The sequence below is a fragment of the Pedobacter sp. BS3 genome (assembly GCF_008274585.1).
Classification (GTDB): Bacteria; Bacteroidota; Bacteroidia; order Sphingobacteriales; family Sphingobacteriaceae; genus Hufsiella_A.
Genome location: NZ_VTRT01000003.1, coordinates 428,163 through 442,727, shown reverse-complemented (window position 1 = coordinate 442,727; position 14,565 = coordinate 428,163). Strand labels below are relative to the sequence as shown.

Annotated in this window: 14 protein-coding genes and 2 tRNA genes; 1 reads left to right on the top strand and 15 read right to left on the bottom strand. The window is 37.5% G+C overall.

The features are described 5' to 3' along the window. Nucleotides 1-7: 7 nt before the first annotated feature. The 10 genes from FW774_RS10645 to FW774_RS10605 form a co-directional block, all read right to left on the bottom strand. Nucleotides 8-1,534, bottom strand: coding sequence for a helix-hairpin-helix domain-containing protein (locus FW774_RS10645; protein WP_149348160.1), 1,527 nt, complete (start codon nucleotides 1,532-1,534; stop codon nucleotides 8-10). 11 nt (nucleotides 1,535-1,545) lie between these two features. After that, entirely contained in the window at nucleotides 1,546-3,006 is a 1,461-nt protein-coding gene (locus tag FW774_RS10640; RefSeq protein WP_149348159.1) for a PP2C family serine/threonine-protein phosphatase, read from the bottom strand. A 10-nt stretch (nucleotides 3,007-3,016) separates the two neighbouring features. After that, nucleotides 3,017-4,081, bottom strand: a complete 1,065-nt coding sequence (locus FW774_RS10635) for a TerY-C metal binding domain-containing protein (RefSeq protein ID WP_149348158.1) — start codon at nucleotides 4,079-4,081, stop codon at nucleotides 3,017-3,019. A gap of 6 nt (nucleotides 4,082-4,087) precedes the next feature. Next, the gene (locus FW774_RS10630; RefSeq protein WP_149348157.1) at nucleotides 4,088-4,723 is read right to left on the bottom strand and encodes a vWA domain-containing protein; all 636 of its coding nucleotides are present in this window, start codon (nucleotides 4,721-4,723) and stop codon (nucleotides 4,088-4,090) included. Nucleotides 4,724-4,725: 2 nt separating this feature from the next. Then, a complete protein-coding gene (locus FW774_RS20400; protein WP_187774872.1) occupies nucleotides 4,726-4,893 on the bottom strand; it encodes a hypothetical protein in 168 nt (55 codons plus the stop codon). 5 nt (nucleotides 4,894-4,898) lie between these two features. Beyond that, on the bottom strand, nucleotides 4,899-5,276 hold the full coding sequence (locus FW774_RS10625; protein ID WP_149348156.1) for a TerB family tellurite resistance protein: 378 nt from the start codon (nucleotides 5,274-5,276) through the stop codon (nucleotides 4,899-4,901). Nucleotides 5,277-5,293: 17 nt separating this feature from the next. Then, entirely contained in the window at nucleotides 5,294-5,932 is a 639-nt protein-coding gene (locus tag FW774_RS10620) for a vWA domain-containing protein (protein ID WP_149348155.1), read from the bottom strand. Between the two features lie 2 nt (nucleotides 5,933-5,934). Further along, on the bottom strand, nucleotides 5,935-6,609 hold the full coding sequence (locus FW774_RS10615; protein WP_149348154.1) for a TerD family protein: 675 nt from the start codon (nucleotides 6,607-6,609) through the stop codon (nucleotides 5,935-5,937). 11 nt (nucleotides 6,610-6,620) lie between these two features. Further along, on the bottom strand, nucleotides 6,621-7,214 hold the full coding sequence (locus FW774_RS10610) for a TerD family protein (protein WP_149348153.1): 594 nt from the start codon (nucleotides 7,212-7,214) through the stop codon (nucleotides 6,621-6,623). 642 nt (nucleotides 7,215-7,856) lie between these two features. Beyond that, nucleotides 7,857-9,698 carry a serine/threonine-protein kinase gene (locus FW774_RS10605; protein ID WP_149348152.1) on the bottom strand — a complete coding sequence of 614 codons (1,842 nt, stop codon included), beginning with the start codon at nucleotides 9,696-9,698 and terminating at the stop codon, nucleotides 7,857-7,859. A gap of 199 nt (nucleotides 9,699-9,897) precedes the next feature. Between FW774_RS10605 and FW774_RS10600 the strand changes: the two genes are divergently transcribed. Then, entirely contained in the window at nucleotides 9,898-10,737 is an 840-nt protein-coding gene (locus FW774_RS10600) for a tyrosine-type recombinase/integrase (RefSeq protein WP_187774871.1), read from the top strand. A gap of 182 nt (nucleotides 10,738-10,919) precedes the next feature. Here the strand turns inward: FW774_RS10600 and FW774_RS10595 are convergent. The 5 genes from FW774_RS10595 to mgtE all read right to left on the bottom strand — a co-directional run bounded on the left by FW774_RS10595 (nucleotide 10,920) and on the right by mgtE (nucleotide 14,397). Next, nucleotides 10,920-10,993, bottom strand: a tRNA-Pro gene (locus FW774_RS10595). A 53-nt stretch (nucleotides 10,994-11,046) separates the two neighbouring features. Beyond that, nucleotides 11,047-11,131: transfer RNA gene (locus tag FW774_RS10590), tRNA-Ser, on the bottom strand. A 158-nt stretch (nucleotides 11,132-11,289) separates the two neighbouring features. Beyond that, nucleotides 11,290-11,769, bottom strand: coding sequence for a hypothetical protein (locus FW774_RS10585; protein WP_149348150.1), 480 nt, complete (start codon nucleotides 11,767-11,769; stop codon nucleotides 11,290-11,292). Between the two features lie 45 nt (nucleotides 11,770-11,814). After that, nucleotides 11,815-12,819 (bottom strand): biotin synthase BioB, encoded by a 1,005-nt coding sequence (gene bioB / locus FW774_RS10580; protein ID WP_149348149.1) that lies wholly within the window; start codon nucleotides 12,817-12,819, stop codon nucleotides 11,815-11,817. Between the two features lie 228 nt (nucleotides 12,820-13,047). Further along, on the bottom strand, nucleotides 13,048-14,397 hold the full coding sequence (gene mgtE, locus FW774_RS10575; protein ID WP_149348148.1) for a magnesium transporter: 1,350 nt from the start codon (nucleotides 14,395-14,397) through the stop codon (nucleotides 13,048-13,050). Between the last annotated feature and the right edge of the window lie 168 nt (nucleotides 14,398-14,565).

Below are 14,565 nucleotides of genomic sequence, written 5' to 3'. Positions count from 1 at the left end.
TTTATTATTATTTATTAGCGATAGAAATAACAGCAACGCGTCCTCCATCTTCTTTAGAAAGCAATAATTGTTTGCCGTTTGTTATTTCTACCATTGAGCCGATTGGAATATCTTTTCCTTCGGTTTTGTCTGAAAGAGAGGTTAATTTTTGATTGACAAATACCCATTTCCCGTTGTGAAACGAAAAATATCCTACGGGAATTTTTTCGGCATCTGTCAGTCGCTCGTTGCGAATTATATTTCTGTTAGAGTGCCATTGATGTAATGTGGCATTATTATATACTACTAATCTTTGATTTTCTGGTTTCCAAACATTGGGTTTGAACTGATAATAAAAATCCAAAACAGGAATGGTATGTTTGTATTTTGTTCCACAAAAAGGGCAACAAGTATTTTGCGTATTGTTGTAGATAAACCATTTTTGTTCGCAACTTGGATTGCTACATTCCAGCTTTAAATCATTAGTTTTTATCAATGCTTGTTCCCATTCACTTGCTGTCGGTCGTTGCATTGGATTATGAAGTCCTTTAATGAATGCTTGGTCAAAAAGTTCTTTTAGATAAGGTCCCGTTATTGTGTAAGGTGTTTTTTGCAAATCTGTCCAAGGAGCAAATTTTTGCAAGTTTTCCCCATATTCTCTTTTAAAATTCCGGTTACTGAAATCGGTAGGATGTTCTACAAAAAGAGCTTTTTCACCCATTAGTAAATCTTCCTCTTTTTCGGTTTCCATAGCACCAAAATAATTACCTCCACGCAACGGATGTCTGTACAACAAATACATATAAATCAACACAGCCAAAGCGTGTAAATCGGTCAAACGGTTGGGTAATTTTCTGTTAGGATCGGTTTTCGAAAGATGTTTTGTTGCTAAAACTTCGGGAGCAATAAAATCAGCCGTTCCGATAACATCGGGAGGAAAAAGATTTGGTACAACCAAACCGTCAATGTCAATGATAGCGGCTGTTTTACTAATTGGGTCAATCAAAACATTATTGTAAGATAAGTCAGAATGGGCTAAGCCAGCAGCGTGTAATCGTTTTACACCTCTTGCAATGTTTACGCAAACCTGAAAATAGCTTAACCAATTGCCCAATTCAGAACCATCTAATCTCGACCTTGATGATGCTACTCTGAATTTTGCACTCGCAAACCATTTTCCATTTTTTTCCTCACCTTTCAATAAGTCATTATTAATGTATCCCTTTTTGAAAAAGAAATTTTGGCTGTAAAACGGAACGATGATACCCGTCCTGCCTCCGTCTTCAATAACATCGGTTGGCCAAGCATACAATTCTTTGTAGAATGCACCACTAATTGGGTCTTTTACAAAAAAACTTTCATAATATTGAGTAGCAATTTTTTTGAGTCTTTCTATAGAATTAAAATCTTGTTTGTCTCTGTAAAACGCAACCACATATTTTTTGTCGGGACTAAAATAAACATCTTTTACTCCTCCCTGTTTGGGTTCTCCATTGTCAACATATTGATAGGTTTTGCCTTGGTTGATGATGGATTGTACTGTTTTTATACTCATAATTTCTATGATTAAAATATTATGGCTAGAGTTCTGTCATCGTGATTACCTGCACTCCAGAAATCCATCCAATGAGCCAATTCATCAGCTATTTGTTCATTTTCGGGATTAAAATTTACTTTGGCATTATCTTCATTTTTACCATTTAAATCTTCCAAAAACTCCATCCATTTTTCGTGCTTTTCCAAATTGGCTTCTACTACAAATTTGGCATCGTAAATTCCGTCTGTCATTAGAAATAAATAACTAAAATCAGTTACAATCTGCATATTAAATCGCTGAGCCATAGTCAAGGGTTTAGCATCTTGCTGGTAAATATCGCCTTGTGTTACAAACCTTGTACCACCTCCAAACTCTCCCACATCTAAGGTATTGAGCAGAGAAGTATTAACTTGGTCTTTATCCATTATGGCAATAGGACAATCTCCAACGCCAAATGTCAATACTACATAACCGAAATCAAATTTCTTGAATAATGCAAAAATCAAAGTTGCGTGAAAATAATCGGACAAACTTTTTGCTTTCGGATTATTGAATAATTCGGGATTAGATTGTTGTGTTTTTTCAGCCAAATCTTTTATTTGATTGTGAGCAAACAATACTGCCTTATATAATTTTTGTTTAGCTTCAATCTCTATTTCTTTATGTAAATTCTCCTCTTTTGTTTGACTAAATTCTAATAGCTTGTTTTCAAATTCCAGAAAATTCTCCTTATCCAAATGATTTTCAAAATAATCCACAACCGCATTACAAGCCAGTTCTGAACCTTTTCTGGAAAGTGGATAACTGCCTGCTCCGTCAGAAACAGCGACAACCGACCAACCTGTTTTTTCGATAAACTTGAAAGCAAAATCATCATCTCGAAAAGAGCCAACATTCTCGTGTGAGCGACCACGATTGGAAGCCACAACAATATGTTTTTCGCCTAATTTTCCAAAAGCTTTTGCATCATCTTCTTTCCAGAAAATAGCTTCTTTATCACTCGGAATATTTTTCCAAAGGGTTTTAGGGTCGGGATTTACGACAAGTGTGATGTATTTTTCATTCGGCACACTATTTTCATCTTCGCCTTTTACCTTGAAAAGTAGTTTGAATTTTAATTCTCCGCTTTGATTCGGAATGCCTTTTATTGTATCCGTTTCTTTATCGAATTGCAAGCCAATTTCTTCCAATCCTTGCCATTCTTCAAAAATCAAATCGTTTAAACCTAATTTTTCAAAATTAATTTTGGCATTGTATTCTTTGCTTTCAGTAGCATTAGGGATAAGGATTTGCAAAGCGATAATGTCTTCAATCCTGTTTTTGAGTTTCCATTTATCCATCAGGTAATTTTGTTGTTCGATTATGGTTTTTACGGCTTGTTGGTTACTTTCGTTTTGGATAAATTCTTCAAATAATGCTTGTCTTTTATCCGAAATTATTAGCTCTTTTTGAGCAAACAACTTTTGTATGTAGGGTTTTATCTCTATCATTATTTTTAATTTATCCTTGTGTTCTGTTTACGTCAAATCCGCCATCTCCGCCAAAACCGTATTTTGCGGTTGTGTTGCACCAAGGGCAGGTGCTTATTTCTTCATCTCCGATACAATGCAGATTGCCACAACTACATACCGCAAAAGCAAATTGGTTTCCGCAACACGGACAAGTGGGTGCCCCTCTTAATTCTTCGGTATTTATTTTTTGTGAAATGGCATTTTGGTCAGACAATTCAAAATAGCTATTGTCAATTTGATATGCTCCTACAAGTCGATAGTGCATTGTATCTAATGGTAACCCTCCAAAGTCTTCTGTCCTTAAATTCTTTTTGTATTTCATCAAATACGGACGTTTTGTGTTTTGACATTTGGCTGAAAGCACCACAAAGTTGTTATCCACCCATTGTTTAGGTTGTTCTTTGGATAAATCTATTTTTTCGATGATTGTATTATTCAATTTTCCTAAGTTTATCCCTCCATCTGATATTTCTGCATCCGCAATTCTCGTAGAATGAGTTTTGATAGAAGCCGTAACCCATTTGAAAAATTCTTTGTAAGACGAAGCGTTTGTGTTTTTGAATAGCAACACATTTTCGGTGAGTTCACCTAATAGTTTGCTGTCGGTTTCATCTCCAAACGAAACAGCCACCATATTGGAAGAGCGTTGCCAATTTTGTTTCCATTCATTTATTGCATTGTGTGTTTCATCAGTTGGCACACCATCTGTAAACAGAAAAACAATCGGTTTCCAATCGCCTTTTTGCTCGGGAGTGGTTTTGATAATGTTTCTTCGCAGTTCAAACATCAAATGTCCTAAACCTTTACTCAATGAAGTTCCGCTTCCGATTGGGAATTTTGGCGGATAAAAATTGATGATTTCCTGCAACGGAATCAGTGTTTTTGCTTCTCCCGCAAATACGATGATAGAAACATAAACCGTTTCCATTGCAATAGGGTCTGTTTTTAATGCCTGAATAATCGTTGATAATCCTTCCTCAACTTGTTGGATAGGTTCTCCAACCATTGATTCGGAAATGTCTATTAAGAAATAGATTGGTAAACGTCTGCTCATAAAAAATTAAATTACTAAATGCACTTCTGATGGTGGTGGTGGCAAGGCAACATTATCTGTCGTTCCCATACTTTTATTGCCTTGTTCGATGGTGTCCGAAACCCATTTGAAGAATTGTTTTAAGGTGGTACTATCAGCGGTATCCAGATGTACTACATCATTTGTTAGTTGTAGCAATTTGGTGTTATCTGCTGAATGTCCCGCCGCACAAGCAACTATAGCACCAAAATTTACCGATTGTATTTTTGGTATCATTTCGCTGTAAAGTTGCAAGTCCGAAGGTTTCCCATCTGTGAAAAGAAATAAAAGCGGTCTCCAATCGCCTTTTTGAGTTGGCGAACCTTTTCTTATTTCTTTTCCTACTTTTTCATACAACACTTCTAATGCTTTTCCTGTAAAAGTGGGGCCACTTTCGGGACAAGTAATTTCTGGTAATTGAAAGGTTTCCAATGCGGTTAAAGGCACAATCTCCTTTACTTCTCTATCGAAAGTGATAATGCTAATCCACAAAGTTTCGGCTGCTTGTGCATCGGAACGCAAATTATTTATCATTCCGCTCAACGCATTGTTCAATGCCTGAATGGGTTCTCCATTCATAGAGCCGGAAGTATCCAACAAAAAATAAACAGGTAGTCTTCTCATTTTTATTTTTTTCCGAATAGCATTTTAAGAATTTGATTTCCCAATTTTCTTTCTATTCCTGATTTTGACGTAGGAATACCTGTTTTCCTTGCAAAACTTTGCTTTGCGGACGTAATTCCCAAAGCTCTTTTCCAAGAAAAAGAGAAACCATATTTTTTTCTTTTTGCCATTTCTGTTATAATAATCCTTCTAAAATTTCAGGGAAATTGTTTGATTTAGCTTTTAGATAATTCAAGAGTTCTCGTTCTGTATCATCTATTTGTCCATCGCCTTTGATTTTGTCGTATAACCATTTCGCTTCCTGTTCGTCAATTTCTCCGTTTGAGTTTTCATCATCCAAAACATAGCTTGAAATAGCTTTTACAAATAAATCTGACCACGAACTATCGTTGTCTTTTCCCGAAACGGCATCGTTTAATTCAAAAAGCAATGTTGCTTCTTCTTCATCAATTTTTCCGTCTGCAAAAAGTACTGTTTCCAATTCTTTTACCTCATTAGCATCGATAATTCCGTCTGCTAATATTTCATTTTTCAACTCTGCTAATGTTATCATTTTGATTTTTTTTAAGTTTATACTACAATATTTAATTCTGATGGAGGAGGAGGCAATTCATTAAGTCCTGTAACTTCTTTTCCGCTGTCTTCTACTTTTGTTGAAGAAACTCCAATAGAAGCTGTAACCCAAGCAAAGAATTTAGCAATACTCTGGCTGTCTGCGGTATCTAAACTCACAACATTTTCTGTGATTTGTTTCAACACATTGGTATCTGCACCGCTTCCTGCTGCACAAGCTACGGTATAAGCCGTTTTTCGGGTTTGAAATTCTCTTAGTCCGCTTTGCCAGTCATCGGTAGGAATACCGTCTGTCATAATAAATACCAAAGGTTTCCAGTCTCCTTTAGTTTCGGCAGTCGTTTTAGCCACTTCGTTGTCAATGCAATTACTTACTACTTTTAGGGCATCTCCTAAAGCAGTTGTTCCTGTTGCACGAATATCCACCATTTGGAAACTTCCCAAATCGGTCAATGGAATAATTTGTCTTGCCGAACTATCGAATGTAATTACACTCAAAAAAGCGGTTTCAATAGCTTGCGGATTTTGACGTAATGAACTAATCATTACCTGCACACCATTTTTTACGGCTTCAATAGGTTCGCCACTCATTGAGCCTGATGTGTCTAACAATAGATATACTGGTAATCTTCTCATAATTATTGGTAAGTATAATTTTTTAAAATATCAACAAAGTTGTCGGTGTTATATGGTTCTCCGATTGCTCTGAATTTCCACTCTCCGTTGTGTCTGTACACTTCCGAGAATACCATTGAGCATTTTCCATTCATTGTAGCATCGCCCGACAAACTGTATTTTGCAATTTCTTTGCCTCGGGCATCAACCGCACGGATAAAAGCATTTTCCACCATTCCGAAATGTTGATTTTTCTCGCGACCTTGATAGATAGAAACCACAAAAAGAATTTTTTGGTAACGTTGGTCTAACTGATCTAGTTTTACAATGATTTGCTCATCATCGCCATCTCCAGCACCTGTACGATTATCACCTGTAAGCCAAATATGTCCACTTGGATGCTTCATTGAATTAAAAAATATTACATCTCCTTCGTAAAGTCCAACATGACGACCATTTTGAGTTTGAACAGTTCTACCAAGATTTGCCACTTTTCCGTTACTATCCAACAAAAATGCAATAGCATCTAAGTCATATTCTTCTTCTTTCCCACCAAATAGTTTTCCAAGAAATCCACTTTGTTTTTGACGAACGTCCCAACCTAAACCGATGGTTACTTGTGATAAGTCGTAAACACTTTCTCCTTTATCGTTTTTGCGTAGGTCAATAGTTTGACCTTTTTGTAAATTGATAGCCATAGTTTTAATGTTTAAATTTTATTGCCTTTTTCATCAATGATTGTTCCTTTGTAATATTTAGAAAGGAAGAAAGCTAAGTCTTCTTTATAGCCAATACCAGAGGCTTCAAATTTCCATTGTCCATTTCTTTTGTAAAGTCGTCCAAACTCTACGGCAGTTTCAATAGAGAAGTCTTCTCCCAATTCATATTTTGCTACTTCTTGTCCATTGCTGTCATCCACAATTCTGATATACGAGTTACGAACCTGTCCGTAGTTTTGTTTTCTTGTAGCTGCATCGTGAATGGTTACCACAAATAGGATTTCGTTGATGCGAGGGTCAACTTTTGATAAATCCACTTCGATACTTTCGTCATCTCCGTCATCGCTGTTTCCACCTGTTGGGTCATCTCCTGTGTGGCGTAATGCTCCGTCAGGAGAATCTGTGTTGCTGTAAAATACGAAAAACTGCTCGCTTGGAATTTGTCTTTTTTCGTCAATCATAAATGCCGAAGCATCTAAGTCGAAGTCGTGTCCTGTTCCTTCGTTTGGATCCCATCCCAAACCAATGGTCATTTTGCTAAGTCCGATGTCAATTTTCTGACCTTTTTGTAAGTTGATTGCCATATTGATAATTGTTTTAAAATTTTAGTTTCAATTTGGCGTTTACGCAAAAAAAGAACGTGAGCTAATTCCCACTTCTTGTATCCTGAGGTCCTTGCAAAACCCGTAGCACAAAGCAAAAAGGAGCGCCCACGCTTTATCGTAGGCGTTTCAACTTTTACTCTCCTGTGCTACTTTGAAAATTCGCAATTTTTCAGAATACAGGATTTTTAAAGCGAAACGCTATTTTTTTAATATGTTTAAATTCTTCTTTTTAGTTCATTAATTCGTTTTTAGTTATTTCAAAGATAAAAATTTTAGTAAATATTTAACAGCCTTGTTTTTAGAATGTAGGCAAAAAATGGCTCTTTTGGTTTTTTCAGCGTTGGCTTTGCGTGTCGGCAAAAACCAAATGTGCTGTTTGTGCGGTTGGATAAAATTGTTTTAAAATGTGTGTGGCAAAAAATAAAAATAATTCCATTCGTTGTTTTTTGTTTTTTCCGAAGTTTCAATTTAGTACGGCTGTTCAAATCGGCTTGCAGGTAACGGTTCACGGCTTTGCGTAGTGGCGGCATTTTAGCACTGCTGTTGATTAGAATTACTATCGTTCAATTTAGCACAAATGTTCAATAGAAAGCCGTCACCCGCCATTACGCAAAACCGATGTTATGTGGCGTTTTGTTTCGTTTCTCTAATTTTGTTGTCAATAAATTGTATGTCTTTGTCATTCATATTTGCTCCTTTTTGAATTTTAATTTGTCTGGTTTTTAAGTAGCAATTTAATGCTTCGTCTGTCTGTCCTTCTTTTTTATAGATATCACCCAATGTTAACCATAAGTAGTCAGTCATAGGATACTTTTTTAGTATGTTGTCAAGGTATGAAACCGCTTCATTGAACAGTCCTGATTGATGTAAATATTGTGCTTTCATTGACATTCCTTGTGCAGGATTAATTTGTTTATCAATTAGAAACTCTGCATATTTAATAGCATTTGAAATGTCGCCAATGAAGAAATATGATTTAGATAAGTTGATTATTGTTTCTCCGTCATTTTCGTTATTGCTTAATACAACTTTAAAAAATTTGATAGCGTTTTTGAAATCGTGAACCTGATAACAACACATTGCCGCATTAAATGATTCGTTAATTGTTAGGTCTGAATAGTCAGCCAATTTTGTGTAAATTCTTGAAGCGAACTCAAATAGTTGGTTTTGAACAAACTTAGGAAGAAGGTTTTTTGCATTTATATGTAATGATAGCTTTTCAGGTGTAAGTTCAAAACAACGTAAAATACATTGTGCTGATTCGCTAATATCTCCTGTTTCAACCAATGTATTTGCCAAGTTCATCAACGCTCCACTATTATTAGGGTCAAGTTCAACGGCTCTTAAAAGACAAGTTTTCGCATCTTTATTATTGTCTTGCTCTAAATAAATAATTCCAAGATTATTTAATGCGGTTGGATTGTATTGATATAGAAAAACAGATTTTTTTGTTGATTCTAAAGCATTTTGAAGTTGACCTAATTCATATTCAAGTCGCCCTTTTTGTGACCAAGCTGTAAAATGGTCAGGCTGATGACGTAAATATTCGTTTATTGCTTGTAATGCACCATTTTTATTTCCAATGGCAGATAAAGAACGAGATAGAATGTATAGCTCTTCTAATTTATCATCTTTGGTTATAGTTTGTTTAGGAATGTCAATTGAGTTTTCTTTAGCAACAGATACCAAATCTTTAAAAAGTTCTTGAAATTGCTGGTATCTTTTAGATAAATCCTTTTCCATACACTTCTTGCAAATCTCAAAAAGTGGATGGTTAATACTTTTCACAGGTTCTTTAAGGTGAACTTGTCTTATGTCGGGGCTTGACATTACATAAGGGTAGTTTCCTTTTGTAATGAGTTGATACAATACTATTCCAAAACTATATATATCGCTTCTATGGTCTATTCTATCAGGCTGAAAAATTTGTTCAGGCGAATAGTAAAGTGGCGTTCCACCACCAATTCTGTCGTCATTTAAAATAGATTTGGATAGTCCAAAATCAGTAATCTTTAAATTCAGTTCACGGTCAATAAGTATATTATCAGGTTTAATGTCTGAATGTGCAATCATTCCCTTACCAACACAATGATTCATACCATAGGTAAACTGAATAGCCCATTTGATTATTAACGCTAAAGGAACGTCTTTTCCTATGTAACTTGTTAGTCTATTTTCGTTGTTGTCATTCGGCTCAACAAATTCGGCAGCAACAAAAATTCTTCCTTCAATTTTTTCTGCGAAAAGTGTCTTTACGATGTTTTGATGAACCCCAAAAGAAGTCCAATTTTTTGCTTCAGTGAAAAAAAGTTCTTCAAGGTGTGGTTTTATGTCTTGGTAGCTTTTTAAAACAAAGGGAAACGAGATTCCTTCTTTTTCAACAAGAAATACGTGTCCCATTGCCCCACCAAATTGTTTCAGGACTTTATATTCTCCGCCAATTGTTTTCTTCGTTTCTGTCATTGGTGCGGTGTCGTTTTAAAATGCCACATAACATCTGTTTTAACGAAACGAATATACGGAAAATTTCGCTTAACCAACCCTATATACGTGTTTCGTTATTTGACTTTTCTTTCTACATAAGATGTTGATATATTTGTCTTTAAAAAATAAAACCGCACAAATAGCGAAACAAAATATTATAAAATACTATTTCCCTGATATGAATAGCGAAATCATACTTGAAACCTTCGAAAAGAGATTGCTGATGCAGAGATATGCTGGCAATACCATTAGATCGTACAAGGATTACGCTAGTATATTTCTTAAACATGTTAGCAAATATCCCTCCCTCGAAGAAATTCCACTGTCAGATATTGAGGCGTTTATAAACGAAAAAGTTCAAAATGGGAAAATTAGTGTTTCCTATCAAAAAGGATTAGTGGGCGCAATCAAGAAGATGTACGAACTGATATTGGACAAAAAAATCCAACTGGATTACTTATACCCGAAACGCTCCTTTTCTAAATTACCTAAATTCTTTTCAAAAGAAGAAGTAAGAAATATTCTCGATAACACTCAAAATCTAAAACACAAGGCTATTCTGATGACAATCTATAGTTGTGGACTACGTCTTAGCGAACTGTTGAATCTCAAAATCAAAGACATAAAATCTTCCGATGGAATTATCAGAATCCATCAAAGCAAAGGTAATAAAGATCGGATTGTATCATTACCAGACAAATTGCTGGCGACTTTGAGACATTATTATCAAGCATTCAAGCCAAAGGAGTACATCTTCGAAGGTGTGAAGGGTGGCAAGTATAGCGAACGAAGTGTACAGTTGATTCTGAAAAAAGCATTGGTCAAAGCAAATGTTCAGTCGGAAGGCTCTGTACATACATTGCGACATTCTTATGCCACACATTTAATCCAATCAGGTATCGATATCCGAATTGTAAAAGAGTTATTGGGTCATGAAAATATAAAAACGACTATGATCTACACTCATATCACTGACATAGACAAGCAAAAGACTCCTAGCCCTCTTGATTTTTTATAAGAATAAGATGAACTTTTCACGCTCTATAGAAACAAACATTATGCTCCAATCATTCTTTAAGAAGGGTTATTCTTCTAGCTTAACTTAACTTTGCTTAGGTTATTGAATAATCAATATTCAGATATAATTTGTCCGAAATATGTCCGAAAATAGAAAAAGCCACTGATAATCAGTGGCTTTTGTCGGGGTGGCAGGATTCGAACCTACGACCTCCACATCCCAAATGTGGCGCGATACCGGGCTACGCTACACCCCGATCTTGTAACTTCAACACTTTGTGTTTCAGGTAACAGCTGCAGGCAACTGTTGCGGAGAGAGAGGGATTCGAACCCCCGGACCTGTTACAGTCAACGGTTTTCAAGACCGCCGCAATCGACCACTCTGCCATCTCTCCGGGGGCAAAAGTACAAACTCTGCCTAAATCTGCAAACAGCCAATTGCTTTTTTTTTCACTCATTGTTTAAGTGTCTAAAAATGAGATACAAAACTTATCTAAAAAAGAAAAGGCCCTTATCTGAAGGGCCTTTTACATACGTTTTAGCAGAATTTGTATTATTGTTTAACCATTGTAAACACTACATAACCCGTTTTTCCGCCATAAGGTACAGGAATTTTTAATACCAGATTGTTTCCATCGGCAGTGCCTATTTCAAGACGATAAGCTTCATCAATGTCCTTTGGCTTTTCGCCCTGATATACTTTTTTGAACTGGAACATCGGACGCATATCACTTTGCTCGTACAGCGACCAGTAAATGGATTGCGAGGTTCCATTAGTTAAGGTGTACATACCGTTTCCGCTGTTGGTAAGTTTCCAGGTGCTGCCAACGAAATCGCGAGGGGGAGCCTGGTTAAAGGCAGATTGTACGGCATTTTCTAACAAATTCTCGTAATTAACCGTACTAACGGTCCAGGTGCCTGTAATTTTACCGCGACTTACCGAAGTACCGGAAGTATTCCGTGTGGATGAGCACGAAATAACAAAAAATGAGGCGACGCAGGCTAAGGCTATAATAGCAATTATTCTTTTCATGTTTTTAAACTAATTTACTCTCTAACAATATATTTATTAAAAAGTTTATTCTACATGAAGCGCTTCTTGTTGTGTGACAACAGGCCGTCCATTTTTAAATGCTTCACGGGGTTTTAATCCGAGTATCTCAAACATCTGCATATCTTCACTGAATGCCGGATTTGGTGTAGTGAGTAATTTATCGCCGGCAAAAATGGAGTTAGCTCCAGCCATAAAACATAAGGCCTGGTCGGTCATGCTCATTTCCGTACGACCTGCAGATAAACGTACTACTGTTTTGGGCATAATAATGCGTGCTGTAGCGATCATTCTAACCATATCCCATACTGGAACCCTGGGTTGATCTGCCAAAGGTGTTCCTTTAACCGGAACCAATGCATTGATGGGTACCGATTCAGGATGCTTGGGCATATTGGATAAAGTTTTCAGCATAGCTATCCGGTCTTCTACCGTTTCGCCCAGACCGATGATGCCGCCACTACATACGGTCAGCTTTGCTTTGCGGACATTTTCTATGGTCTTGAGGCGCTCATCGTAGGTGCGTGTGGTAATAATGCGTTTGTAATCATCTTCAGAAGTATCTAAGTTATGGTTGTATGCATACAAACCGGCATCGGCTAAGCGTTGGGCCTGCGATTCTGTTAACATGCCCAGAGTGCAACATACTTCCATATCCATTGAATTAACGGCTTTTACCATATCAATAACCCGGTCAAAATCGCGGTTATCACGCACTTCACGCCAGGCAGCGCCCATACATAAACGTGATGCACCGGCTGCTTTTGCTTTTTGCGCTGCATCGGTTACCTGCTCTACCGACATTAAGGCCTGCACCTCTACATCGGTGTGATAACGTGCTGCCTGCGGACAATAGGCGCAATCTTCCGGGCATCCGCCGGTTTTGATGGAGAGCAGGCTGCTGATCTGTACTTCGGCATAGTCCTTATTTTCACGGTGCACGGTTGCCGCCCGGTAAATTAAATCCAGCAATGGACTATGATATATGGCAGAAATTTCTTCTTTGGTCCAGTTATTCCTGATTTCGGTCATTGAATGATGATATTTGATAAATCCATGTCAAAAATAAAAAATCAAACCACGCTGTCTAAATATTAATGAAATACTTTTAAACAGGTGCTAATTAAAAAGTTAAAACCCTGCAGGGCTCATTGATACCTAAGAAAATATAAAGTGCATATCAATAATTAAAAAATCAAAAAGTTAACCCAGTCCGTATTTTTGAGCGTGTGAATAAGGCATTGTTTTATTTGCATGACATTAAAGCAGCAACTTACTGGCAAGACCCAGTAGAAGCAAAAAACCGAATACATCTGTAAAGGTAGTGATGATGATGGATGAGGCTATGGCCGGATCAATGCCTAAACGTTTGAGCAACAACGGTATGGATGCTCCCGTAATACCGGCAATAAACAGGTTGCCGATCATGGCCAGGAATATTACAATACCCAGCATCAGGTTATGATCATACACCAGGGCAAATAAAAATACGATAAAGCCGTTTGCAGCGCCGTTTATTACGCCTACGGTTACTTCTTTTAATACGGTGCGATAGGCCTGCATATCGGTTAAATCGCTGAGTGATATACGCCGGATGGTTACAGCCAGCGATTGGGTAGCGGCGTTTCCGCCCATTCCGGCAATGATGGTGCTGTATCCGGCAAGTACTACCAACCGGGCAATGGTTGAATCAAAATAACGCATTACAGAAGCTGCTAAAAAAGCTGTTCCCAGGTTAATTATCAGCCAGGGCAAACGGCTTTTTACAGCATCTTTCCAGTTACCTGACAGTTCCTCGTCTTCAGAAACGCCCGAAAACTTCAGCATATCCTCGGTATTTTCCTGTTCCAGTACATCTATTACATCATCGAATGTGATACGACCCAATAAATACATTGTATCATCTACTACCGGAATGCTGGTGAGATTATATTGTGCAATGAGCCGGGCAACTTCTTCCTGGTCGGTTTCGGCCTTTACGTATACAAATTCGGTATTAACTAATTCATTGATGTGGGCATTGTGCTTTGAGCGGATAATATCTTTTAATGAAACGATGCCTATCAGGCGATTATCGTCGTCGACTACGTTAATGGTATAAAATTCTTCCATTTCTTCCGACTGCCGGATGATCTCATCGATAGCATCTTTTTTACTTAATCCCTGGTTGATCTTGATAACCCGGGTGTTCATTATTCCACCGGCGGTATCCTGGGGATAAGCAAGCAGGCTGCGTATGTGACGGGCATTTTCGTCGGTCAGATCTTCCAGAATAGCATTCTGGCGATGCTCAGGCAACTGACTGATAATGTCGGTTGCATCATCATAATCCAACTCCTGCACAATTTCAGAGCGTTTTTCGGGATGCAGGTTATCGAGTATCTTCTCGGGATGGATCTCGGCATCCATTTCTGAGATCACCTCTGAGGCGACATCCGCCGGGAGGATATGAATAATGCGCTCTCGTGATTCCTGCGGTAAACGCTCAAATAGAATAGCAATTTCTGAAGCATGATATTCTTTCAGCAAGACCCGTAAGGCTTCATCGTCCTGCTCTAAGGCTTGCCTGAGCCGCTGGATATCGGATCTGTCAAGTTCAAATGATTGCATGCTTGCTAAGGTAGTAAAATAAGGCGAAAGGGAACAGAAAGTAAAATGCGTAGGCGGTTACTTTCCTTATATGAAAAACGGACCGCACAACAAACAGGGATCTGGCAGATTATGAGCCGTCCGTTATTATTGAGAGACCTGTAACAGGTATTTTCGGTATTTAAACCT

Excerpts from the sequence above, each read along its gene's own strand:
- FW774_RS10645 (WP_149348160.1), bottom strand. The coding sequence starts at position 1,534 with ATGAGTATAAAAACAGTACAATCCATCATCAACCAAGGCAAAACCTAT.
- FW774_RS10640 (WP_149348159.1), bottom strand. The coding sequence starts at position 3,006 with ATGATAGAGATAAAACCCTACATACAAAAGTTGTTTGCTCAAAAAGAG.
- FW774_RS10635 (WP_149348158.1), bottom strand. The coding sequence starts at position 4,081 with ATGAGCAGACGTTTACCAATCTATTTCTTAATAGACATTTCCGAATCA.
- FW774_RS10630 (WP_149348157.1), bottom strand. The coding sequence starts at position 4,723 with ATGAGAAGACTACCTGTTTATTTTTTGTTGGATACTTCCGGCTCTATG.
- FW774_RS20400 (WP_187774872.1), bottom strand. The coding sequence starts at position 4,893 with ATGGCAAAAAGAAAAAAATATGGTTTCTCTTTTTCTTGGAAAAGAGCT.
- FW774_RS10625 (WP_149348156.1), bottom strand. The coding sequence starts at position 5,276 with ATGATAACATTAGCAGAGTTGAAAAATGAAATATTAGCAGACGGAATT.
- FW774_RS10620 (WP_149348155.1), bottom strand. The coding sequence starts at position 5,932 with ATGAGAAGATTACCAGTATATCTATTGTTAGACACATCAGGCTCAATG.
- FW774_RS10615 (WP_149348154.1), bottom strand. The coding sequence starts at position 6,609 with ATGGCTATCAATTTACAAAAAGGTCAAACTATTGACCTACGCAAAAAC.
- FW774_RS10610 (WP_149348153.1), bottom strand. The coding sequence starts at position 7,214 with ATGGCAATCAACTTACAAAAAGGTCAGAAAATTGACATCGGACTTAGC.
- FW774_RS10605 (WP_149348152.1), bottom strand. The coding sequence starts at position 9,698 with ATGACAGAAACGAAGAAAACAATTGGCGGAGAATATAAAGTCCTGAAA.
- FW774_RS10600 (WP_187774871.1), top strand. The coding sequence starts at position 9,898 with ATGAATAGCGAAATCATACTTGAAACCTTCGAAAAGAGATTGCTGATG.
- FW774_RS10585 (WP_149348150.1), bottom strand. The coding sequence starts at position 11,769 with ATGAAAAGAATAATTGCTATTATAGCCTTAGCCTGCGTCGCCTCATTT.
- bioB (WP_149348149.1), bottom strand. The coding sequence starts at position 12,819 with ATGACCGAAATCAGGAATAACTGGACCAAAGAAGAAATTTCTGCCATA.
- mgtE (WP_149348148.1), bottom strand. The coding sequence starts at position 14,397 with ATGCAATCATTTGAACTTGACAGATCCGATATCCAGCGGCTCAGGCAA.